Source organism: Variovorax sp. GW821-FHT10C12, from assembly GCF_059415405.1.
In genome coordinates this window covers 1346143-1367649 of record NZ_JBWKNE010000001.1, presented here as the reverse complement: position 1 = coordinate 1367649, position 21507 = coordinate 1346143, and the positions used below count along the sequence as shown (strand labels likewise).

Sequence of the window (21507 nt, the reverse complement as noted above, 5' to 3'; positions counted from 1 at the left end):
GCCCCCCCAAGGAGACATGCACATGTTCACCGAAGCCATCGAGGCGATCCTCGTCGACCACTGCACGCCGGGTGCCATCCGCGCGATCGAGAACGGCGGCTCGGCCGCAGCGCTGTGGAGCGCGCTGGCCGAGAGCGGGTTCCTCGAACTGATGGCCAGCGAAGACGCCGGCGGCGCCGGGCTCGACCTGGACGCGGTCTTTCCGATCTTTGTCGCTTTCGGCCGGCACGCGGTGCCGGTGCCCGCGGCGCAGCGCATCGCGGCGCGCGCCTTGCTGGGCGACGTGGCACCGCCGCCCGGCCTGCTCACGCTGGCCGGCCATGCGCGGCGCGCGGCCGACGGGTCGGTGAGCGCGGCCCACGTTGCGTTCGGCGCCATCGCCGAGCACGTGCTCGCCAACGTCGACGGGCAGCTCGTGCTGCTCGACGCCGCCCGCGCGCAGCGCACGACCACCGGCGTTCGCGCCAGCCTCGGCGCATCGCTGCGCTGGACCGCAGATGCTGTCGGCGCACCGGTCGGTGACAAAGGCGCGCAGGTTGCCGTGTTCAGCGCGGCACTGCACGCCGCCGCCCTCGCGGGCGCGATGGAGCGCCTGTTCGCGATGACGCTGGGCTACTGCAACGACCGCGTGCAGTTCGGCAAGGCGATCGGCAAGTTCCAGTCGGTGCAGCACCAGCTGAGCGTGATGGCCGAGCACGTCGCGTGCGCCGGCGTGGCGGCCGAGCTGGCCTTCCGGGCCGGCGAAAAGATCCCGTCGCTGCTGGCCGCCGCTACCGCCAAGGCGCGCACCAGCGCCTCGGTGCCGCTGGTGGCATCGACGGCGCATGCGCTGCATGGCGCCATCGGCGTCACCGAGGAGTTCGACCTCCAGCTCTACAGCCGCCGCCTGCACGAATGGCGCATGGCCGACGGCTCGGAAACGCACTGGAACCGCATCGTCGGCGAGGCGCTGCTCGGCAGCGCGACGCCGTTGGTCCTGCAATTCACCATGGAGGAGATTCTTTGATGACCGACTTTCTGAGCTACGAACAAGACGGCCACATCGTCACGCTGACGATGAACGACCCCGAGCGCCGCAACCCGCTCACCGGCAACACGGCCGTGCCGGAGTTCCTGGCCGCCATCGACCGCATCCACGCCGACCATTCGGTGCGCGCGGTGATCCTCACGGGCGCGGGCTCGGCCTTCTCGTCGGGCGGCAACGTGCGCGACATGGGGCGCTACAGCGAACTGCCGGCGATGGAACTGCGCCGCGAATACCGCCTGGGCATCCAGAAGTTGCCGCTGGCGCTGTTCAACCTCGAGGTGCCGGTGATCGCGGCGGTGAACGGCCACGCCATCGGCGCGGGCCTGGACCTGGCCTGCATGTGCGACATCCGCGTGGCGGCCGAAGAGGCGAAATTTGCCGAAAGCTTCGTCAAGCTGGGCATCATTCCCGGCGACGGCGGCGCCTGGCTGCTGCCGCGCATCATCGGCCTGTCGCGCGCCACCGAACTCACCCTGACCGGCCAGACCATCGACGCGCGCCAGGCCGCGGAATGGAACCTGGTGTCGCGCGTGGTGCCGCGCGAGCAGCTGCTGCCCACGGCCCGCGCCATCGCCGAACAGATTGCTGCCAACCCGCCGCACGCCGTGCGACTGGCCAAGCGCCTGCTGCGCGAGGCGCTGCATTCGCGGCTGGACACGCTGCTCGAAATGTCGGCGGCCTTCCAGGTGATGTCGCACCAGACGGCGGACCATCACGAGGCCGTGGCGGCCTTCGTCGAGAAGCGCGCGCCGGTGTTCAAGGGCTGAGTTCAGGCGCCGTGATGTGTTGTCGCGCGAAGGCCCCTGCGGCCTGCGCGGCATCGCGCATCAGGCGCTCCACGATCTGCGCGGCCGGCACGATCTCGTCGGCGAACGCGCCGCCCGGTCCGAAGGAGACGATGCCGCCGTCCACGTCGCCGTCGGCATACACGCGCTGGCGCGTGCGCGAGGACAGGATCAGGTCGCCGAACCCGGCATGGCTGCGAACGCCCTGCGCTTCCAGGCGCTGCACTTCACGCGCGGCCTCGTTGTGCAGCACGCGCCAGGTGTCGCCGATGGAGCCGAGGATGGCCGTCGAGCCTTCGGGCCCGGTTTCGACGATGCGCCGCTTCAGCGCCTCGTGGGCCCGGACTTCGCTCGCCACCAGGAAGCGGCTGCCCATCACCACGCCGTCGGCGCCCAGCGCCAGCGCCGCCGCGATCTGCCGTCCGCTGCCGATGCCGCCACCGAGCACGAGCGGCAAGCGGATCTGTTCCAGCGCGAACGCGCCGTTGACGAAGGCGGACAGCGGGTTGGCGCCGGGGTGCCCGCCCTCCTCGCAGCCGACCAGCGCGATGGCATCGACGCCCAGGCGCGCCGCGCTCTGGGCATGGCGCACGCTGGGGCACTTGTGCATCAGCAGGCCGCCGCCGCGATGGATGGGCTCGACCAGCGCTTCGGGCGAATCGCCGGCGCTCTCGAAATGCCGCACGCCTTCCGCCAGCGCCACCTCGATCCAGCCCGGCACCTGCGCGTTGGCGCCCGCGCGGCGCGACAGCGTCAGGTTGACGCCGAAGGCCCGGCCGCCCGTGAGCGCGCGGCAGCGGCGCAGGTCGGCGCGAAAGTCGTCGAGCGTGTCGAAGGAACGGGCGGTGATGAAACCCATCGCGCCGGCATTGACCACCGCCGCGACGATGTCCGACTGGCCCAGGTGGTGCATGCCACCGAGCAGGATCGGATGGCGGATGCCGAAGCCTTCGGTGAGGCGGGTGCGAAAGCGCGCCACGGCTCAGCTCACCTGGCGGGACTGCCCCGCCCAATGCGGCTCGCGCAGCTGGCGCTTGAGCACCTTGCCCGCGGCGGACAGCGGCAGCGATTCGCGGAACTCGATGCTCTTGGGGCACTTGTAGCCCGCGATGGCGTCGCGGCAGTGGGCGTGCAGGGTCGCGTCGTCGAGCTGCGCGCCGGGCTTGCGCACCACCACCGCATGCACCGCCTCGCCCCACTGGGCATGCGGCACCGCGATGACGGCGCAAGCCTGCACGGCCGGATGCCGCGCGATCACGTTCTCGACCTCGGCCGAGTACACGTTCTCGCCGCCGCTCACGATCATGTCCTTGAGCCGGTCGACGATGAAGATGTGGCCGCCCGCGTCCATGCGGGCGCCGTCGCCGGTGTAGAGCCAGCCGTCGCGCAGCACGCGCGCCGTTTCCTCGGGCTTGTTCCAGTAGCCGCGCATCACGTTGGGCCCGCGCACGACAAGCTCGCCGACCTCGCCGCGCGGCAGTTCCCGGCCGTTGGCATCGACCACCTTCACCACGACCCCGACGTTGGCGCGGCCGGCCGAACGCGACAGGCCCGAGGCGCGGCCTTCGGCGCCGTGGTTGCCCGGCGGGTTCGAGGTGGCGCCGCCCAGTTCGGTCATGCCGTAGGAATGGGTGAAGGCCACGCCCGGCAGCAAGGCCATCGCACGCTCGAGCACGGGCTCGGCGATCGGCGAAGCGCCGTAGACCAGGCGCTGCAGGCTGCCCAGGTCGAAGCAGTCGAACTCCGGGTGCGTGATGAGTGCCTGCAGCATGGTGGGCACCAGCAGCACGTCGGTCACGCGCTCGCGCTCGATGGTCTGCAGCACCTCGCGCGCGTCGAAGGCGGTGGCCAGCACGTGCGTTTCGCCGGCGATGAACTGCACCAGCGCGCGGCCGATGCCGCCCATGTGGAACAGCGGCGCGACGTGCAGCGCGATGCTGCCTTCGGGCATGGGCGTCTGCGCGAAGCGCTGCACGCCGATGGCCCACAGCGTCCAGTGGCTGTGCATCACGCCCTTGGGAAAGCCGGTGGTGCCGCCGGTGTAGAGGATGCAGGCCAGGTCGTCGCCGGCGCGGTCGGCGTCCTCGACCGGCGCGGCGGCGTCGATGAGTGCGGCCAGCGACGGCATGCCGTCTGGCGCGCGGCCTTCGCCTGCGTAGATGAAGACCGGCGGCCTCTTGGCGCTGGCGCGGATGCCTTCGACGCGGTCCAGGAAATGATCGTCGACCACGAGGATGCCGGTGTCGCAGTCGTCCAGCGAGTAGACGATCTCGGGCACGCTCCAGCGCGTGTTGACGGGGTTGAGCACGCCGCCGCCCCACCAGACGCCCATCAGCACTTCGAGCCAGCGGTCGGAGTTCACGCCCAGCAGGCCCACGCGGTCGCCCGGGCCCATGCCGAGGGACTGCAGGGCGCCCGCCAGCCGGGCCACGCGGTCGCCGAAGGTGTGAAAGCTCTGGCGCCGCTGGTAGAAGACGGTGGCGATGCGCTCGGGCGCGGCCTGGATCGAGCGCCGCAGCGCAAGGGTCATGGACATGGTGCAGTGCTTTCGCTCAGTGGGCCGTGGCTTCGGCGGCCTGAGCAGTGCGTGCCTCCTGCTCCTGCAGCTCGCGCCAGGCGATCTTCCCGGTGGCCGACTTGGGCAGCGCCTTGACGATCTGCACGATGCGCGGCGCCTTGTAGGCGGCCATGTGCTCCCGGCACCAGGCCAGCAGCGTGGCGCTGTCGTCGCTGCAGCCGTCGCGCAGCGTGACCACGGCCTTGACCGTTTCGCCGCGCCGCGCATCGGGCGCGGCGATCACGCAGGCTTCGAGGATCGACGGGTGCGTGTGCAGCGCGGCCTCGACCTCGGCCGGCCAGACCTTGAAGCCCGAGGCGTTGATCATCCGCTTCAGGCGGTCGCGCATGAAGACGTAGCCTTCCGCGTCCATGCTGGCGAGGTCACCGGTGCGGAAGAAGCGCTTGCCGTCGCGCACGAAGAAGCTCTCGGCATTGGCCTGCGCGTGGTTCCAGTACCCCAGCATGATCTGCGCGGCATGCACCACGATCTCGCCGGCCTCGCCTTGCGGCAGCGGCGCCAGCGTCTGCGGATCGACGATGCGCAGGTCGACACCGAAGGTGGGCACGCCCAGGCAGCCCTTCTTCGGCTGGTGCATGGGGTTGGCGCACAGGAAGTTGGCGCTTTCGGTCAGGCCGTAGCCCTCGATGTAGTCCAGGCCGTAGCGCTGCTTGAGGATGTCGTTCACATGCTGCGGCGTGGCGGCCCCGCCGCCGGTGACCACGGCCAGGCTCGACAGGTCGCGCTGCTCGATGCCGGGCTGCGCGAAGAAGTCGACCAGCATGGCCGGCAGCGCGGCCCAGAAGCTCACGCGGTGGCGCTCGATCAGCACCGCCGCGGCCTCGCGGTCCCAGCGCGGCATGAGCACGATGGTGCCGCCCCAGAAGATGGCCGAGTTGACGTTGTTCTGCAGCCCCAGCAGATGGAACAGCGGCGCCACCGCGAGGTACACCGACGACGGATGCGTGCGGCGCCACAGCGAGGAGCCCACGCACGAGGTCATCACCGTGCGGTGCGTGTGCACGCAGGCCTTGGGCTTGCCGGTGGTGCCCGAGGTGTAGGGCAGCATGCACAGGTCGTCGGGCCCCGCGCGGTGCGGGTGCGGCACCTGCCGGCGCGCCAGCGCGGCCTGCCATGACACGGCGGCCGGCGGCAGCGCCACGTCGGCGATGCGCGCGCGCACCCAGTCGGGCGGCACGAGGGCGGCGTCGTCGTCCGCGTCGCCGAGCGCGTCGCCGTAGGCATGCACCACGAGCCGGCGCAGCGCGCCGGTGCCCACGAGCGGCGCGATGCGTTCGAGCAGTTCGCTGGCCACGAAGGCCGCCACCGCGCCGCTGTCCTGCACGATGTGTTCGAGCTCGTCGCGCAGCAGCATGGCGTTGACCGGCACAAACACCGCGTCGGCCCGCAGGATCGCGAAGTAGGCGGCGATGAACTGCGGGCAGTTCTGGCTGAACACGAGCACGCGGTCGCCGGGCGCCACGCCGCACGCATGCTGCAGGTGGCCGGCCATGGCTTCGGTCTCGGCCAGCAGTTCGTCGTAGCGCACGGCCTTGCCGAAGAACTGCACCGCGGTCTTGGCCGGGTAGCGGCGGGCCGAGGTCTCGAGGTTGCAGAACAGGCTGGTCTCGGGAATGTGGGCCTCGCGCGGCAGGCCGCCACGGGCGCGCGCCGGGTCGATGCACAAGGCGCCGACGGGGCGCTCGGTCACGCCCGCGGGCGTGGGGCAAGGGTGTGTGGCGCGGGGGGCTGCTGCCTGCATGTTGGGTCCGGGTCGGCCTCGTGTCTGGGTCTTGGGGATGAAGGCGAGTAGAACGCGCGCCCGCACCGGCGCGGCCACCCCGATCGGGTGGCCGCCGGAACGGCCTCGCGGCCGCGACCACCCACCGTGGGTAGTGCCCACGCGGCGCCGTTTGCGCACCATGGACCCGCCCACTGCACAGGACACCACGCACATGACGACGGACTGCCCCACCCCGCCTCCCGCGCCCTCGCGCCGCCCGCTCCACACCCGCGAGATCGCCTGCCACGGCTACCTGCGCGACGACGGGCTGGTGGATGTGGAAAGCACGATGCGCGACATCTCGCCCCAGGGCTCCGACCTGTTCTTCAAGCGGCTGGGCGCGGGCGAAGACCTGCACCGCATGCGCGTGGTCCTGACGGTCGATGCCGAGCTGGTGATCCGCGCGCTGCAGGTGCACTCCGACGCCGCCCCCACGCCCTGGTGCAGCGAGCGCAATGCCGTGTACGACGCGCTGGTCGGCCTGCAGATCGGCCCCGGCTTCACGAAGAAGGTGCGCGCGCTCGTGGGCGGCGCCCAGGGCTGCACCCACCTCACGGAACTGATGGGCCCGGCGGCCACCACCGCCATGCAGGCGCTGTTCGCGCTGGGCCGCGAGAAGGGCGGCATGCGCGCCGCCCATGCACGGCCCGGCCCCCTGCCCCGGCCCGGGCTCGTCAACACCTGCCAGGCGTACCGCGAGGGCAGCCCCGCGCTCGAAGCCATCTGGCCGCTGACGCGGCGCGGGCCGCAGGCCTAGGACACGCCCAGGTGATGCGCCAGGTGACGCTGGCAGTAGTCCAGGTAGGCGCGCACGAGGCTCGACGGATGGCGGTGTGACGGATAGAGCAGGTGCACCTGCTGCTCGGGCAGCGGGTGCCCCGGCAACAGCGCGCACAGCGCGCCGGCCTGCAGGCCGGCCGCGGCCAGGAACGGCGGCAGCTCCGTGACGGCCTCGCCGGCCAGCGCCTGGCTGCGCAGGTGCAGGTAGCTGTTGGTCGACAGCACCGGGCGGGGCTCCAGCACCTGGTCGCCCAGCTGCCAGGTGCCGCGCGCGCTCACGTCACGGCACCAGACGGCGCACGGAAAGCGGTGCAGGTCGTCGGGTGACGCAGGCTGGCCCAGCCGCTGCACGAGCAACGGGCTGGCGACCAGCACATGGCGGTAGGTGGTGATGTGCCGCGCGACCATCGACTCGTGGACGATGGTGCCCACGCGCAACGCGACGTCGATGCCGTCCTGCACCAGGTCGACCCGCCGCTCGGTGGTGTAGACCGACAGCTCGATGTCGGGGTACTGATGCTGGAAGGCGCGCAACAAGGCCCACCAGGGCTCGAAGCCCGGCGGCAGCGACAGCCGCAGGCGGCCCTTGAGCCGGGCCTGGTCGCTCATCACGGCCTGCTCGCCTTCGGCCAGGGCCTCGATGCCGCGGCTGGCGTGCTCGTACAGCCGCGTGCCGGCCTCGGTCAGGCTGGTGCCGCGCGCCGAGCGCTCCAGCAGTTGCACCTTCAGCGCGCGCTCGAGCTCGCGGATGCGCCGGCTCAGGGTGGGCAGCGGCATGTCCATGCGCTGCGCCGCCGCCGACAGGCTGCCGGCCTGCACCACGGCCACGAACATCTGCGCTGCGTTGAGGTCCATTTGATCCTTCCAGATATGGAAGGCAAGTTACCAGATATTCGTCTTCCTTGCCAATCATGAGCGACCTACAGTGAGTTCCAGCCGCCGGAAAGGCCGACGGCACCACCCTCTCCCCCCGAAAGGACCTCGCCATGAAAGCCTATGTCATCGAACAGACCGGCGGCCCGGAAATGCTCCAGCTGCGCGACATCGCCTCGCCCGAACCCGGCGCCCACGAAGTGCAGATCCGCGTGCGCGCCTTCGGCCTGAACCGCGCGGAAACCTACCTGCGCGCCGGCAAGATGGGCGCCATCACCGCCCCGCGCGTGCCCGGCATCGAAGCGGTCGGCGAGGTCATCCTCGACCCCGCCGGCCTCTTTCGCACCGGGCAGCGCGTGGCCACCGCCATGGGCGGCATGCAGTTCAGCCGCAACGGCAGCTACGCCGAGCAGGTGACCGTGCTGCGCGACAACGTGATCGCGCTGGACGACATCCCGCTGTCGTGGGAAGAGCTGGCCGCGCTGCCCGAGTCGTACCTCACCGTGTGGGGCGCGCTCGACCGCACGCTGGCGATCCAGCCGGGCCAGACCCTGCTGGTGCGCGGCGCCACCGCCTCGCTGGGCCAGGCCGCCGTCGCCTATGCCAAGGCACGCGGTCTGAAGGTGATCGCGACCACGCGCTCGGAACAGAACACGGCGCGGCTGCGCGAGGTGGGCGCGAACGAAGTCATCGTCGACACGGGCGAGATCGCCGCGGCCGTTCGCCAGCGGGTGCCCGCCGGCGTGGACGTGGCGCTCGAGGTCGTGGGCGCCTCGACGCTGCGCGACACCATCCAGGCCCTGAAGCCCTTCGGTGCCGTCTCGGTGGTCGGGCTGCTGGGCGGCCCTCCGGTGCTGTCGCAGTTCCACCTGATGCAGGACCTGCCCGATGCCAGGCAGCTGAGCTTCTTCCAGAGCGGCCTGCTCGGCACGCCGGCCCTGCCGCTGGCGAACGCGCCGCTGCGCTGGATCGCCGAACAGGTCGCCGCGGGCCGCATCCCGTCGCTGCGTTCGCGCACCTTCGACTTCGACGACGTGCGCCACGCCCACAGCCTGATGGAAAGCGACCGCGCGCTCGGCAAGCTCGTCGTGCGCCTCTGACCTCCCTCCCCTTCCCCACCTCTTCAAGGAGCTTCCCATGCGTGCCTTGCTTCACACCACCTTGGCGACCGCCTTGCTGGCCGCCGCCCTTCCGATGGCCGCGCTCGCGGCATCGCCCGCCGCCGACCACGCGGCCACGGCCGCCATCGGCCAGCAGCTGCGCCGCTACGAGCAGGCGCTCAACGCCTCGGACGTCGACGGCGTCATGGCGCTGTACGCCGACGACGCCGTGTTCATGCCGCAGAACAGCCCGCCGGCCGTGGGCCGCGACGCGGTCCGCAGCGCCTACCGGCAGGTGTTCTCGGCGATCCGGCTGGACGTGCGCTTCCAGCTCGACGAGGTCCGCCCGCTCTCGAAGGACTGGGCCTATGCGCGCACCCGCTCGAACGGCACGGTGAAGCTGCTCGCGGGCGAACAGCCGCCCGGGGCCGAGGCGAACCAGGAGCTGTTCCTGTTCCATCGCGAGGCCGACGGCCAATGGCGTTTCGCGCGCTACATCTTCGCGACCACGAACGCGCCGGCCGGTCGCTGAACGCGACGGCCTGCGCCCCGGGGCGCACGCACGCCTACTGGGCCGCCAGCCCCAGCTCGCGTGTCAGGGCCCGGAAGCTGGGCCAGGTGCGCCCGATGAACCTCTGGAGCTCGGCGCCCGTCAGCGGCGCCGTCTCCACGCCCAATTGCGCGAGCACGGCCTTGACGCTCTCCGACCGGGCGGCCGATTCACGCGCGAGTTCGGCCAGCCGCTGCACCACCTCGTTCGGCAGGCCGGCGGGGCCGAGCAGCATGTTGCAGTCGCGGATGTCCTCGAACGCCGGGCCAGAAAAACCCTCGTCGGCCCAGGTGGGAACGCCCGGCAGCAGCTTGTCGGAGCGCCCGCCCGACACCACGACCATCGGCTTGAGCGTGCCGCGCTGGATGCCGCTGGCCAGGCCCGCCATCGAGCCCGCGCCCATGTCGATGTTGCCCGCCATGAGGTCGAAGACCATCGGCCCCGTGCCCTTGTAGTTGACGAGATCGAACTTGCCGCCGGTCTGCTTCGCGAGCTGGCTCAGCATGAGCTGCCAGCCCGAGCCGATGCCGAAGTTCCCCACGCTGACCGGCCGCTGGCGCGCCAGCGCGATCAGCTCCTTGAGGTTCTTCACCGGCAGGTCTTTCTTGACGACCATCACGCCGACGCCCGTGCTGAAGGCCGCGATGGGCAGCAGGTCCTTGCCGGTGTCCAGCGGCACCTTCTTGAGCAGCACCGGCGCCTGCGCCAGCTGGCTGTGCAGCGTGAGCAGCAGCGTGTGGCCGTCGGGCGCGGCGCGGGCCACCGCATCGGCCGCGATCATGCCGATGCCGCCGGGCCGGTTCTCGACGATGACCGGCGATCCGAGGCGCCCCGTCAGGTACTCGGCCAGCGCGCGCGCCGTCGCATCGTTGGACGAGCCCGGGGCCTGGGCGGCAATGATGCGGATCGGCTTCGACGGCCATGCCGCCGCCTGTGCGCGCGCCGCGCCGGGCGCCAGCAAGCCGCTGCCCATGGCGCCGAGCCCGGCCGCCAGCAGGCGCCGCCGCCGCAGTTGCCCGTCGATGGATGGCCTTGCCGATGCAAGCCTGGTGTTCATGCGGTCCCTTTCATCGTGGCGCGGCCACGCACTGCCAACAAGAAAAACGCCGCCGCCCTCCTCCCTCACTCGGGGCAGCGGACACGCGCTCAGTCCGCCCTCGCCCCCGAGATCGCGATCAGGCGCTTCACCACGGGCTCGGTCTTCTCGAACTCCTGGCGGAACTGCTCGGACGTGCTGCCGATCGCCTCCGTCGAACTGCTCAGCAGACGCGTCTTCATGGCCGGTGTGTGCGTGGCGGCGCGCGTTTCTTTTTCCAGCCGGGCCAGCACATCGGGCGGCGTGCCGGCGCGGGTCATCACGCCGACCCATCCGGCGGGCGTGAACTCCGCGTCGCCCAGCCCCGACTCGGCCATGGTGGGCACGTTCGGCAGCACCTTGGTCCGGCGGTCGCCGAACACGGCCAGCGGCCGCAGCCGCCCGCTGTCGACCAGCGGCGTCAGGGTGCCGAGCGAGAAGATGCCCCACGCCACGTTGCCCGCGCTCACGTCCTGCGCCACCTGCGCCTCGCCCTTGTAGGCCACGTGGACCATGTCGAGCCCCCGGGACCGGTTCAGGTGGGCGCCCACCAGGTGCGGGAAGGTGCCGACGCCGTAGGAGCCGTAGCTGATCGCGCCCTTGTGGGCCGCCGCCCAGGCGAGGAACTCCTTCATGTCCTTGGCCGGCACGTCCCGGTTCACGGCCAGCACCACCGATCCGCCGGCCACCAGCGAGACGAAGGCCAGGTCGCGGCGCACGTTGTAGGGCACCTTCGGCAACAGGTGCGGCGTGTTGACAAGCGGCGCCGCGTGGGTCAGCAGCAGCGTGTAGCCGTCCGGCGCGGCGCGGGTCACGGCCTGCACCGCGAGCAGGCCCGCCGCGCCCGGCTTGTTGTCCACGATGACCGGCTGGCCCAGGCTCTTGCCCATCTCGTCCGCGAGCACCCGGGCCAGCGAATCGGTGGCACCGCCCGGCGGCGCCGGCACGATCATCGTGAGGGGCCGCGACGGGTAGGTCTGGGCGGCGCAGACCGCGGCCCACAGGAACGCGGCGACTGCAAGCAGGATTCGGTTGCGCATGGACATGGCCTCAAAGTGGGAGTGCGACGACGGCGTCGCCAAGGATCTTGGTGTCGCCGTACTGGTTGGCGGTGCGGATCTCGAGCCGCAGGCGCTGCTCGCCCTGGCTTTCGAACGCCTCGACCACGTGGCCCGTACAGGTGATCCGGTGGCCCAGGTGGGTGATGCCGACGAAGCGCGCGCCCAGCTGGCGAAGCTGCCGCTGGTCGACCCACAGGGTCAGCAGGCGGGCCAGGTAGGCCATCGACAGCATGCCGTGCGCGAACACGTCGGGCATGCCGGCGCGGCGCGCGAAGTCCAGATCGATGTGGATCGCGTTGTGGTCGCCGGACGCCCCCGCGAACAAGGCCAGCGTGGTCCGGTCGATCGGTGCCAGGGTCAGCGGCGGCAATGTGTCGCCGACGCGGACCTGCGCGAGATTCAGTGTGCCCATGGCGGTTCTCCGTGTCGCATGTCAGTTTCAGTCAGGCGTTGCGCTGCACCAGCACGCTGCGCAGGTCCGCGACGTGCTCGCCGCGTGGGTCGGTCACCCGGGTTTCGCGCACCACGAATTCCAGCGCGCCGCCCTTCTTGTCGTAGATGTCGGCGATCCGGCTGTTGAAGCGCAGCACGTCGCCCGCATGCGCCATGCGGTGGTAGGTGAACGATTGTTCGCCGTGCAGGATGCGCGCGGGCTGGATGCCCATCTCCTTGCGCCAGCTGCTCGCGGGCTGCTGGATCTCGAGCGAGAACAGGAAGGTGGGCGGCAGCGGCAGGCCGGGGTGCCCCGCATCGCGGGCCGCGGATTCGTCGAAGTAAATGGGGTTGGTCTCGCCCGTGGCCTTGGCAAAGAAGCGCAGCTGTCCCGCTTCGGCCACGACCTGGAAGCCCGGAAGCATTTTGCCGATGAATGTCCTGTCGATCATGTCTGCGCTCGGGGGTGCGAGGCCTTCGGCCCGGTTCGCGATGAGGTGGGTTTTCGCATGGGATTCAGGTTACGGGCGGGGCTGTACGGCGAGACCCCCCGGCGCGGGTGGGGGCGGGAATCCCCTCGCCCGCAGAGCCCCTGCGCAGGGCGCAAAAAGGAGGGTCGGCCTGTACCATCCAGAGCGATTCCTGCCATCCGCCTGCGCGGGTCGCCCCATGAATCGGTTCCGGATGCGAACGCGAGATTCCAGATGCAGCCCCCTCTTCCCTCCAGCCCGCCGCACGCCGTGCCAGGTGCGGCCTCCGACACCGACACGATGGCCGGCGACAGCCGCCTGGTGCCCCGCGGCGCCACGCGCGTCGTCGCGCGCGAACGGCTGCTGGCCCGGCTGACCGAGGCGCGGCACCGGCGCTGCGTCGTGCTGCAGGGCCCCGCCGGCTGCGGCAAGAGCGCCACCCTGGCGGCTTGGCGCCAGGCCCTGCTGCTGCTGGGTTTCGACGTGGCATGGCTGGGCCTCGGCGCGGACGACGACGAGCTGACGCGCTGGCTCGACAGCCTGGTCGCGAGCCTGAAGGAGGTGGACCCCGCCATTGCGCGCGAGGCCGCCATGCTGGGCGGCCGGGGGACCGACGCCGAGGCCGTCGAGCGCACGATCATCTGCCTGCTGCACGGCATCGCCGCGCACCCACGCGAACTGACCCTGGTGGTCGACGACCTGCACCTCATCGGCTGCGAGCGCATCCACGAAGCGCTGCAGTGCCTGCTGGACTACGCGCCGCCCAATCTGCACCTGGTGCTGCTGTCGCGCACGGCGGTGCCGCTGTCGCTGGCCCGCTTGCGCGACCAGGAGCTCGTGCTCGAGTTGCACCAGGGCGACCTGCGCTTCACGCTTGCCGAGTCGCAGCAGTTCCTGCAGGCGCAGCTCGGCGAGATCGCTGCGCGCGACGCGCGGCACCTGCACGAACTCACCGACGGCTGGGTGGCCGGCCTGCTGCTGTTCGCCAACCTGCGCAAGCGAAAGAAGCAGCAGGCACGCGGCAGCCCCGTGGCCGAAGCGCCGGTGCGCGAGCACGTGCACAACGCGGGCGCTTTCGCGCAGTACTTCGAGCGCGAAGTGCTGTCGCACCTGTCGGCCGCCGAGATCGAACTGCTGGTGCGCGCGGCGGTGTGCCGCCGCGTCTGCGCCGCGCTGTGCGCGGTGCTGGCAGAGCCCCCGCTCGAGCCGGCCGACGTGGTCGCCCTGCTGGCGCGCCTGGAAAGCGACAACCTGTTCATCGTTGCGCTCGAGGGCCCCGGGCGCGAGCCCTGGTACCGCCTGCATCCGCTGCTGCGCGAAACGCTGCTCGAGCGCTTTCGCGCGCTCGGCGAGACGCAACGCCGCCGCGTGCACACCGCCGCCTGGCAGTGGTTCCACGCGCACGACCACATCGAAGATGCCGTGCACCATGCGGTGGCGGCGGGCGCGCCGGCGGCCGCGGCCGACATGGTCCAGCGATCGGCCAAGCTCCTGTTCAGCCAGGGCAACCTGCGCCAGGTGGTCCGGCTGGTTCGCCTGTTGCCGGCCGAGCAGGTGCAGGCACGCCCCGCGCTACGCATCTGGACCCTGCGCATGCAGCTGTACGCGCGCGAGTTCGATGCCGCCGCCGCCGGCATCGAGCGCCTGCAGGCCGACCTCGCGCCCGACGACGTCGTCTCGCGCGACACGCTGTGCCTGCTGCGCGGCGTGCTGGCCCTGCAGCGCGACGACACGGACGCGGCCATGGCGATCCTTCCGCAGCTGCTGCAGCCGCCGCCGGAGGCCGACGGCATGGCGCTCGGCGCGCACCGCATGCTGCTGTCGTGGCTCTACATGCACCGCGGCGAGTACGAGCGCGCGCGCAGCGTCCAGCTCGAGGCCGCGCCCCTGCTGTTCGAGGGCACGCCGCTCACCGGCACCACCATCGGCAGCCTCGGCGGCCGCTGCATGGTGGGCTTCAGCTACGCGCTCGAAGGCCAGATGATCCAGGTCGAACGGATCAGCCGCGACGTGCTGCGCAAGGCCGAGCAACGCGACGAAGCCCACGCCGACCCCGCGTGCTTCGCCACGGCCCTGCTCGGCGATGTCCTGTACGAGCACAACGACGCCGAAGGCGCGATCCGGCTTCTGGAAGACCGGGTCGACATCCTGGAGCGGGTGTCGATCCCCGACTCGGTGCTGAAGGTGCTGACCGTGCTGTCGGCCGCGCACTGGGTGGCCGGCCATCCGCTGGACACCTTCGCCTGGCTCGATCGCCTCGAGGAGTACGCGGTGCAGCTCGGCCTGGACCGGCTGCTGGCGCACGCCCTGGCCGAGCGCGTGCACCGGCACCTGCAGTGCGGCGAACTCGACGCGGCCGACGCCTGCCTGGCGCGGCTCGACGCAGTCGATGCACGGCACCGCCCCGACGGCCCGAGCGCGCTGGACGAAATCCACGCGGTGACGGCGCACGCCCACGTGCGCTGGTGCATCGCGAACGAAGACCTGCACGGCGCCTCGGTGCGGCTGGAGCAACTGATCGCCCTGTGCGACGCGCGCGGCTGGCAGCGCCGCGTGGCGCTGCTGCGGCTGCAGAGCGCCTTCGTCGACTTCCGCCGCCAACGCGTGGACGCCGCCCGGCGCCACCTGAACGTGGCCTTGCGGCAGGGACACCGGTTGGGCCTGGTGCGCAGCCTGCTCGACACCGACCCCGATGCGCTGCAACTGATCGGCGAGATCGAACAGGGCGAGCCCCTGGACCCGGTGCTCAGTTTCTACGTGACGCGCCTGGCCGCCGCGCAACGCACGCCGGCCCCGGCGGCATCGGCGACCAGCGCCGATACCCCGCGCGCCGCGCGCACGGCCCTGGGCCTGCAGGGGCTGGACCTGAGCGAACGGGAAGCGGAAGTGCTGCGCCTGCTGGCACAGGCCCTGCCCAACAAGAAGATCGCGCGCATGCTGGGCCTGTCACCCGAAACCGTGAAGTGGCACCTGCGCAAGATCTACGGCAAGCTGGGCGTGGCCAGCCGGGACGAGGCGGCCGCGCGGCTGCGCGACCTCGAGTGGGAGACGGGCACGCCGCCCAGGACCTGAGCGGCGCCGCCCCGGTTCAGGCGTAGCGCCGCGCCACGCTCTCCACCACGGCGGCGGGCTTTTCGGCCCCCTCGCACTCGATGGTGACCTCCATCGTGATCTGGAAGCCCGACAGCGCGCCCAGCGGCGGCAGGGCCTCCATGGCCAGCAGGCGGATGCGGGCGCGCACCCGGCTGTTGACCCGGACCGGCGACGGAAAGCGGACCTTGTTCAGGCCGTAGTTCACGCCGAGCTTGGTGCCGTCGATCTTCATCGCCTGGGCCGACAGCATCGGCAGCAGCGAGAGCGTCAGGAAGCCGTGCGCGATCGTGCCGCCGTACGGGCCGGCCTGCGCCCGCGCGGGATCGACATGGATCCACTGGTGGTCGCCGGTGGCTTCGGCGAAAAGGTCGATGCGCTTCTGGTCGATCAGGACCCAGTCGCTGTGGCCGATGTCCTGGCCGACGCAGGATTGCAATGCGTCGAGGCTGCTGAAATGTCGCATGGGCGGTTCCTCCGGATGGTGGCGTCAGAACACCGTGTCGCCGGCGAGCAGGCGCGCGGCGATGGTGCGCCGCTGGATCTCCGCCGTGCCGTCGGGGATGCGCATGGTGCGCGCCAGCCGGAAGCCCGCTTCGAGCCGCAGCTCGTTGGTCAGCCCCATGGCCCCGTGGATCTGGATGCAGCGGTCCATCACGCGGTTCAGCATCTCGGTGGCGAAGGCCTTGGTCATCGAGACTTCCTTGGTGGCCGGCTCGCCGGCATCGATGCGCTGCGCGCAGTTGCGGGCCATGCACTTGGCCGCGTAGATGTCCATGGCCGACTCCGCCAGCATGAACTGGATCGCCTGGTGCTCGGCGATCGGGCGGCCGAAGGTCTTGCGCACCTTGGCGTAGTCGATCGCCTGTTCCAGCGCCCAGCGCGCCAGCCCCACGCAGGTGCCGGCCATCGACAGCCGGCCCACGCTCACGCCGCCGATCGCCACCGACAGCCCGCCGCCCACGGCGCCCAGGCGGTGGCTGTCGGACACGCGCACGCCGTCCAGCGTGACGATCCCGATCTCGGCGCCGAGGTGGCCCATGGTCGGGATCACGCTCGGCACGCTGAACCCCGGGGCTTTCGTGTCCACCAGGAAGCCGGTGATGCCGCCCTTGCGTTCGCGCGCCTTCGCCTCGTCGGTGACCGCGAACACCATCGCCAGGTCGGCATAGGGCGCGTTGGTGATCCACTGCTTCGTGCCCGTCAGCACCCAGTCGTCGCCCTCCTTGGTGGCGCGCGTCTTCATGGCGAAGACGTCCGAGCCGGCGTCGGGCTCGCTCAGGCCGAAGCACATGGTCTTGTCGCCGCTGGCCAGGTCGTCGCGGTAGCACGCCAGGACCTGCGGGTCGAGATGGCGCAGCACCGGCGACAGGCCGTTGGTGAACGCGGACGGCATGACCACGCCCTGGACCAGCGCACGCGCCGGCCCGCACGCGGCATTCAGGCGCTCCTGGATCACCAGCGCGGCTTCCGCGCCGAGCCCGCCGCCGCCGAGTTCCTCGGGGGCGAACAGGTTGTAGAAGCCGAGCTCCGCGGAGCGCATGCGGACCCGGCGGCGCAGCGCGAGCATCGGCTCGGTGAAGCGCCCGTCGGCGCCGTAGATGGTGCGCTCGCTGGCCAGCAGGTCGTGGTGTTCGCGCTCGAGCGGAACGATCTCGCGCTCGATGAAACGGATCAGCGAATCGGCGAGGACGCTCGCCTCTTCGTGCAGGGAACTGTTCATGGCATCTTCCTCCTTGTGGGCGTGGCGCCGCATCTCAGACCGGGTCCCAGGAAAACACATCGGACGAGCGGTCCAGCGGTGCGAACGACGCCTTCACGGCGGGGAGCATGTGCTCGGCCAGCGTCTGCGGCGTCCAGCCTTCGCTGCGGTGCATGGACCTGATGGGCCGGGGGTGGTTGATCAGGAACACCTCGTTGCGGCGCACCGCGAAGATCTGCCCCGTGACCTCGCGCGCGGCATCGCTGGCCAGGAACACGGCGACGGGCGCGATGGTCTCGGGCGTGAGCGTCTTGGCCTTGGCGATCCGCTTTTCCTGGTCCGCCGTGTTCGGGATGCTGCCGACCATGCGGCTCCAGGCAAAGGGCGAGATGCAGTTCGAGCGCACGTTGTAGCGGCCCATGTCGAGCGCGATCGACTTGGACAACCCCAGGATGCCCATCTTCGCGGCCGCGTAGTTGGCCTGCCCGAAGTTGCCGACCAGGCCGGAGGTCGAGGTCATGTGCACGAAGCTGCCGCTTTGCTGCGCCTTGAAGTGATCGGCGGCGGCGCGGCTGACGTTGAAGCTGCCGAACAGGTGCACCTTGAGCACGGACTCCCAGTCGTCCTCGGTCATCTGGTGGAAGATCTTGTCGCGCAGGATGCCCGCGTTGTTGATGACGGCGTCGATCCGCCCGAAGGTGTCGACGGCCGTCTCGACGATGCGCCGCGCACCGTCCCACTGCGCCACGCTGTCGCCGTTCGCCACGGCCTCGCCGCCGTTCTCGCGGATCAGGCCGACGACCTCGTCCGCGGGCTTTTCCGCGCCGAGCGCGCCGTCTACGGACACGCCCGCGTCGTTCACCACCACCCTGGCGCCGTGCGCCGCCATCATCAGAGCGATCGCGCGGCCGATGCCGCGACCGGCGCCCGTGACCACAACGACTTTCCCTTGCATCGTGCTTGCATTCATCTCGATTTCTCCTTGGGGTTGGCCGGGCCGACCTCGGCCCGGTCCTGTTTCGACGATCGTGTTCGCCCCTGCGCGTGCAGGGGCCTGGCGCATCGCGGTGCCTGTGTGTCTGTTTTCTGGGGGGCCCGCCACTGCGGCGGGCCGGGTGCTACAGCCGCATCTCGGCGTCCTGCAGCTCGCGCCACGCGACCTTGCCGGTCGCCGAGCGCGGCAATCGCTCGACGATCTCCACGAGGCGCGGGGCCTTGTAGCTGGCCATGGTCTCGCGGCACCACGCCAGGATGTCCGGTGCGCGGATGTCGCGTGCGTCGGCGCGCAGCACCACCACCGCCTTGACCGTTTCACCGCGCCGCTCGTCGCGGCTGGCGATCACGCAGGCCTCCTGGATGGCGGGGTGGCCGTGCAGCATGGCCTCTACCTCCGCCGGCCAGACCTTGTAGCCCGAGGCATTGATCATTCGCTTCAGGCGGTCGCGCATGGCGAAGTAGCCGTCTTCGTCCATGCAGCCGAGGTCGCCGGTTCGGAAGAAGCGCTTGCCGTCGATGACGAGAAAGCTCTCGGCGTTCGCCTCCGGCTGGTTCCAGTAGCCCCGCATGACCTGTGCGCCGTGCACCACGATCTCCCCGGTTTCGCCTTGCGGCAGCTCCTTCAGGGTCTCGGGGTCGACAATGCGCGCGTCCACGCCGAAGGTCTGCACGCCCAGGCAGCCGGGCTTGGGGCGATGCAGCGGATTGGCCAGCAGGAAGGAGGCGGTTTCGGTCAGCCCGTAGCCTTCGCCGTACGTGAGGCCGTAGCGTTCGCGCATCAGCCGTGCGGTGCCCTCGGGCATGGCCGCGCCGCCGCCGCCGACCTGCACCAGGCAGCGCAGGTCGCGCGCCTCGATGCCCGGCTGCGAGAAGAAGTCGACCAGCATCGGCGGCGGCGCGCCCCAGCACGTGACCCGGTAGCGCTCGATCAGCTCGGCGGCGGTCTCGCGGTCCCAGCGGGGCAGCAGCACGACGGTGGCGCCGGCGTAGACCACGCCGTTGACGCAGTTCTGCAGCCCGAGCAGGTGAAAGAACGGCGCCGAGGCCAGGAAGATCGATTCGGCGTTCGTGTGCCGCCACAGCCGCGCGCCGGCCACCGAAGACATCGCCGTGCGGTGGGTGTGCATGCAGGCCTTCGGCGCCCCCGTCGTGCCCGAGGTGTACGGCAGCATGCACAGGTCGTCGGGGCCGGCCAGCGCGGGGCCGGGTCGGGCCTGCGCCGCCACGGCGTCCTGCCATCGCACGCCACCGGCAAACCCCGCCTCGGCAGGGGCGCGCTCGCGCAGCCAGTCCGGCACGGTGAATCCCGCGTCGTCACCGGGCAGCGCGTCGCCGTAGGCATGCACGACCACGTCCCGCAGCGAGGTCGTGCCCACCAGCGGCGCCAGCTGGCCGACCAGTTCCTGCGCCGAGAAGGCCGCCACCGCGCCGCTGTCGGCCACGATGTGGCGCAGCTCGTCTTCCAGCAGCATGGCGTTCACAGGCACCACCACGGCATCGGCGCGCAGGATCGCAAAGTAGGCGCTGATGAACTGCGGGCAGTTCTGGCTGAACAGCAGCACGCGGTCGCCGCGCTGCACGCCGCAGGCACGCTGCAGGTAGCCCGCCAGGTGCTCGGCCTCCTGCAGCAGGGCCGCATAGCTGACCGTGGCGCCGTAGAAATGAATGGCCGGCTTTGTCGGGAAACGCCGGGCCGCCATCTCGAGGTTGGCGAAGAGACTGGTCTGCGGCACATGCACCTGTTCCGGCACGCCGTCGCGGGCGCAGTGCCGGGCCAGACGCAGCGGGCTCTCGGGCCGCTCGATGACGCCGGGGTGGGTCGCAGGAATGGGTTCCATCGTCTGTCTGTCTCCTGATCGGCCGCTTGCAGGAACGCTTGCACAGCCTGGCACGTAGTTGATCACCGCCGCCCCGGGCTTTCGCCCCCCGCGTCGGGTGGGGCGCGCATCGCCGCCCGGCATCGGCACCCCGCGCGCCACTCCACACGGGGGGTCCGCGCAACGGCACGCGTCGATATCTTTGCCGCCATGGCCCCTGCGGGCCGCGCCTTCCCCCCTTGACCACCGGAACCCACCATGCAAATCACCCGAAGCATCTTCCGCGACGATCACGAGATATTCCGCACCACCGTGCGCCGCTTCCTGGAACGCGAATGCCTGCCCCGGCAGGCCGAGTGGGACCGGGCCGGCCGCGTCGACCGCGAGACCTGGCGCAAGGCCGGCCGCGAGGGCCTGCTCTGCGTCACCCTGCCCACCGAGTACGGCGGCGGCGGCGGCGACTTCGGCCATGCGGCCGTGTTCGCCGAAGAGTTCGCCCGCGTGGGCGTGAGCGGCCCGGGCTTTCGGGTCCACTCCGACATCATCGCGCCGTACATCCAGCGGCTGGGCAACGAGGAACAGAAGCAGAGGTGGCTGCCCAAGGTCTGCTCGGGCGAGTTCATCCTGGCCATCGCCATGACCGAGCCCGGCACCGGCAGCGACCTGAAGGCGGTGCGCACCACCGCTGTTCGCGAAGGCGACCACTACGTCATCAACGGCAGCAAGACCTTCATCAGCAACGGACTGAACGCCGACCTGGTGATCCTGGTGTGCAAGACCGACCCGGCCGCCGGCGCCAAGGGCGTGAGCCTGGTCGTGGTGGAGGCCGACCGCGCGGGCTTTCGCCGCGGGCGCAACCTCGAGAAGGTCGGCTGCCCGGCGCAGGACACCTCGGAGCTGTTCTTCGACAACGTGCGCGTGCCCGTGGCCAACCGCCTGGGCGAGGAAGGCAAGGGCTTCGCCTACCTGATGGGCGAGCTGCCGCAGGAGCGCTTCGCCATCGCGATCACCGCGGCCGCCAAGCTCGAGGTCTGCCTGGAACACACGCTGGACTACGTGAAGGACCGCCGCGCCTTCAACCAGACCGTGTGGGACTTCCAGAACACCAAGTTCAAGCTCGCCGACATCAAGACCCAGGCGATCGCCGTGCGCCTGATGGTCGACCACTACCTGGGCGAACACATGCGCCGGCGCCTCACGCTGGAAGAAGCGGCCGTCGCCAAGCTCTTCGCCACCGAGACGCTGGGCAAGGCGCTGGACGAGATGGTGCAGCTGCACGGCGGCTACGGCTACATGCTGGAGTACCCGGTGGCCCGTGCCTTCGCCGATTCACGCGTGAACCGCATCTACGGCGGCACCAGCGAGGTCATGCGCGACCTGATCTCAAGAAAGCTCTGACTCCACCCCTC

At 70.9% G+C, this 21507-nt stretch carries 19 protein-coding genes; 7 read left to right on the top strand and 12 right to left on the bottom strand.

Going from position 1 to position 21507, the window contains the following annotated elements; all coding sequences use genetic code 11:
- The first annotated feature begins 22 nt into the window (after positions 1-22).
- Both AC07OH_RS06515 and AC07OH_RS06510 read left to right on the top strand, forming a co-directional pair.
- Positions 23-1006 carry an acyl-CoA dehydrogenase family protein gene (locus AC07OH_RS06515; RefSeq protein WP_495300018.1) on the top strand — a complete coding sequence of 328 codons (984 nt, stop codon included), beginning with the start codon at positions 23-25 and terminating at the stop codon, positions 1004-1006.
- Positions 1006-1794, top strand: a complete 789-nt coding sequence (locus tag AC07OH_RS06510) for a crotonase/enoyl-CoA hydratase family protein (RefSeq protein WP_495300017.1) — start codon at positions 1006-1008, stop codon at positions 1792-1794. Before AC07OH_RS06515 ends, AC07OH_RS06510 begins: the two co-directional genes overlap by 1 nt.
- Here the strand turns inward: AC07OH_RS06510 and AC07OH_RS06505 are convergent.
- The 3 genes from AC07OH_RS06505 to AC07OH_RS06495 are packed head-to-tail and all read right to left on the bottom strand — an operon-like array spanning position 1784 to position 6131.
- The gene (locus AC07OH_RS06505) at positions 1784-2791 is read right to left on the bottom strand and encodes an NAD(P)H-dependent flavin oxidoreductase (RefSeq protein ID WP_495300016.1); all 1008 of its coding nucleotides are present in this window, start codon (positions 2789-2791) and stop codon (positions 1784-1786) included. The two genes, AC07OH_RS06510 and AC07OH_RS06505, sit on opposite strands and share 11 nt — an antisense overlap.
- 3 nt (positions 2792-2794) lie before the next feature.
- Positions 2795-4348, bottom strand: a complete 1554-nt coding sequence (locus tag AC07OH_RS06500; RefSeq protein WP_495300015.1) for a long-chain-fatty-acid--CoA ligase — start codon at positions 4346-4348, stop codon at positions 2795-2797.
- Between the two features lie 16 nt (positions 4349-4364).
- Positions 4365-6131, bottom strand: coding sequence for a long-chain-fatty-acid--CoA ligase (locus tag AC07OH_RS06495; RefSeq protein ID WP_495300014.1), 1767 nt, complete (start codon positions 6129-6131; stop codon positions 4365-4367).
- A gap of 193 nt (positions 6132-6324) precedes the next feature.
- On the opposite strand from AC07OH_RS06495, the gene AC07OH_RS06490 reads away from it, so the two are divergent.
- On the top strand, positions 6325-6909 hold the full coding sequence (locus AC07OH_RS06490) for a DUF2889 domain-containing protein (protein ID WP_495300013.1): 585 nt from the start codon (positions 6325-6327) through the stop codon (positions 6907-6909).
- On the opposite strand, the gene AC07OH_RS06485 is transcribed toward AC07OH_RS06490, so the two are convergent.
- The gene (locus AC07OH_RS06485; protein WP_495300012.1) at positions 6906-7787 is read right to left on the bottom strand and encodes a LysR family transcriptional regulator; all 882 of its coding nucleotides are present in this window, start codon (positions 7785-7787) and stop codon (positions 6906-6908) included. The two genes, AC07OH_RS06490 and AC07OH_RS06485, sit on opposite strands and share 4 nt — an antisense overlap.
- Positions 7788-7918: 131 nt before the next feature.
- On the opposite strand from AC07OH_RS06485, the gene AC07OH_RS06480 reads away from it, so the two are divergent.
- Both AC07OH_RS06480 and AC07OH_RS06475 read left to right on the top strand, forming a co-directional pair.
- Entirely contained in the window at positions 7919-8905 is a 987-nt protein-coding gene (locus AC07OH_RS06480) for a zinc-binding dehydrogenase (protein ID WP_495300011.1), read from the top strand.
- A gap of 37 nt (positions 8906-8942) precedes the next feature.
- A complete protein-coding gene (locus tag AC07OH_RS06475) occupies positions 8943-9437 on the top strand; it encodes a YybH family protein (protein WP_495300010.1) in 495 nt (164 codons plus the stop codon).
- Positions 9438-9471: 34 nt separating this feature from the next.
- Here the strand turns inward: AC07OH_RS06475 and AC07OH_RS06470 are convergent, their stop codons facing one another.
- The 4 genes from AC07OH_RS06470 to AC07OH_RS06455 all read right to left on the bottom strand — a co-directional run bounded on the left by AC07OH_RS06470 (position 9472) and on the right by AC07OH_RS06455 (position 12475).
- Complete coding sequence (locus tag AC07OH_RS06470) at positions 9472-10512, bottom strand: Bug family tripartite tricarboxylate transporter substrate binding protein (RefSeq protein WP_495300009.1); 1041 nt, start codon at positions 10510-10512, stop codon at positions 9472-9474.
- 89 nt (positions 10513-10601) lie between these two features.
- Entirely contained in the window at positions 10602-11570 is a 969-nt protein-coding gene (locus AC07OH_RS06465; protein ID WP_495300008.1) for a Bug family tripartite tricarboxylate transporter substrate binding protein, read from the bottom strand.
- A 10-nt stretch (positions 11571-11580) separates the two neighbouring features.
- Positions 11581-12003: a MaoC family dehydratase gene (locus AC07OH_RS06460; protein ID WP_495300007.1), complete on the bottom strand. Its 423-nt coding sequence runs from the start codon at positions 12001-12003 to the stop codon at positions 11581-11583.
- Positions 12004-12034: 31 nt separating this feature from the next.
- Positions 12035-12475, bottom strand: a complete 441-nt coding sequence (locus AC07OH_RS06455) for a MaoC family dehydratase N-terminal domain-containing protein (protein WP_495300006.1) — start codon at positions 12473-12475, stop codon at positions 12035-12037.
- A 252-nt stretch (positions 12476-12727) separates the two neighbouring features.
- On the opposite strand from AC07OH_RS06455, the gene AC07OH_RS06450 reads away from it, so the two are divergent.
- Positions 12728-15565 carry a winged helix-turn-helix domain-containing protein gene (locus tag AC07OH_RS06450; RefSeq protein WP_495300005.1) on the top strand — a complete coding sequence of 946 codons (2838 nt, stop codon included), beginning with the start codon at positions 12728-12730 and terminating at the stop codon, positions 15563-15565.
- 16 nt (positions 15566-15581) lie between these two features.
- On the opposite strand, the gene AC07OH_RS06445 is transcribed toward AC07OH_RS06450, so the two are convergent.
- The 4 genes from AC07OH_RS06445 to AC07OH_RS06430 all read right to left on the bottom strand — a co-directional run bounded on the left by AC07OH_RS06445 (position 15582) and on the right by AC07OH_RS06430 (position 20119).
- Positions 15582-16049 (bottom strand): MaoC family dehydratase, encoded by a 468-nt coding sequence (locus AC07OH_RS06445; RefSeq protein ID WP_495300004.1) that lies wholly within the window; start codon positions 16047-16049, stop codon positions 15582-15584.
- Between the two features lie 24 nt (positions 16050-16073).
- Entirely contained in the window at positions 16074-17306 is a 1233-nt protein-coding gene (locus tag AC07OH_RS06440; protein WP_495300003.1) for an acyl-CoA dehydrogenase family protein, read from the bottom strand.
- 34 nt (positions 17307-17340) lie between these two features.
- Complete coding sequence (locus AC07OH_RS06435) at positions 17341-18255, bottom strand: SDR family oxidoreductase (RefSeq protein WP_492677165.1); 915 nt, start codon at positions 18253-18255, stop codon at positions 17341-17343.
- Between the two features lie 148 nt (positions 18256-18403).
- Positions 18404-20119 (bottom strand): long-chain fatty acid--CoA ligase, encoded by a 1716-nt coding sequence (locus AC07OH_RS06430; protein WP_495300002.1) that lies wholly within the window; start codon positions 20117-20119, stop codon positions 18404-18406.
- Positions 20120-20356: 237 nt separating this feature from the next.
- On the opposite strand from AC07OH_RS06430, the gene AC07OH_RS06425 reads away from it, so the two are divergent.
- Positions 20357-21496: an acyl-CoA dehydrogenase family protein gene (locus AC07OH_RS06425; protein WP_492677167.1), complete on the top strand. Its 1140-nt coding sequence runs from the start codon at positions 20357-20359 to the stop codon at positions 21494-21496.
- Positions 21497-21507: the final 11 nt, after the last annotated feature.

Coding starts and splice junctions, on each gene's coding strand:
- AC07OH_RS06475 (WP_495300010.1), top strand. CDS start 8,943: ATGCGTGCCTTGCTTCACACCACCTTGGCGACCGCCTTGCTGGCCGCC.
- AC07OH_RS06445 (WP_495300004.1), bottom strand. CDS start 16,049: ATGCGACATTTCAGCAGCCTCGACGCATTGCAATCCTGCGTCGGCCAG.
- AC07OH_RS06455 (WP_495300006.1), bottom strand. CDS start 12,475: ATGATCGACAGGACATTCATCGGCAAAATGCTTCCGGGCTTCCAGGTC.
- AC07OH_RS06465 (WP_495300008.1), bottom strand. CDS start 11,570: ATGCGCAACCGAATCCTGCTTGCAGTCGCCGCGTTCCTGTGGGCCGCG.
- AC07OH_RS06490 (WP_495300013.1), top strand. CDS start 6,325: ATGACGACGGACTGCCCCACCCCGCCTCCCGCGCCCTCGCGCCGCCCG.
- AC07OH_RS06440 (WP_495300003.1), bottom strand. CDS start 17,306: ATGAACAGTTCCCTGCACGAAGAGGCGAGCGTCCTCGCCGATTCGCTG.
- AC07OH_RS06425 (WP_492677167.1), top strand. CDS start 20,357: ATGCAAATCACCCGAAGCATCTTCCGCGACGATCACGAGATATTCCGC.
- AC07OH_RS06510 (WP_495300017.1), top strand. CDS start 1,006: ATGACCGACTTTCTGAGCTACGAACAAGACGGCCACATCGTCACGCTG.
- AC07OH_RS06435 (WP_492677165.1), bottom strand. CDS start 18,255: ATGAATGCAAGCACGATGCAAGGGAAAGTCGTTGTGGTCACGGGCGCC.
- AC07OH_RS06500 (WP_495300015.1), bottom strand. CDS start 4,348: ATGTCCATGACCCTTGCGCTGCGGCGCTCGATCCAGGCCGCGCCCGAG.
- AC07OH_RS06470 (WP_495300009.1), bottom strand. CDS start 10,512: ATGAACACCAGGCTTGCATCGGCAAGGCCATCCATCGACGGGCAACTG.
- AC07OH_RS06485 (WP_495300012.1), bottom strand. CDS start 7,787: ATGGACCTCAACGCAGCGCAGATGTTCGTGGCCGTGGTGCAGGCCGGC.
- AC07OH_RS06460 (WP_495300007.1), bottom strand. CDS start 12,003: ATGGGCACACTGAATCTCGCGCAGGTCCGCGTCGGCGACACATTGCCG.
- AC07OH_RS06450 (WP_495300005.1), top strand. CDS start 12,728: ATGCAGCCCCCTCTTCCCTCCAGCCCGCCGCACGCCGTGCCAGGTGCG.
- AC07OH_RS06430 (WP_495300002.1), bottom strand. CDS start 20,119: ATGGAACCCATTCCTGCGACCCACCCCGGCGTCATCGAGCGGCCCGAG.
- AC07OH_RS06480 (WP_495300011.1), top strand. CDS start 7,919: ATGAAAGCCTATGTCATCGAACAGACCGGCGGCCCGGAAATGCTCCAG.
- AC07OH_RS06515 (WP_495300018.1), top strand. CDS start 23: ATGTTCACCGAAGCCATCGAGGCGATCCTCGTCGACCACTGCACGCCG.
- AC07OH_RS06495 (WP_495300014.1), bottom strand. CDS start 6,131: ATGCAGGCAGCAGCCCCCCGCGCCACACACCCTTGCCCCACGCCCGCG.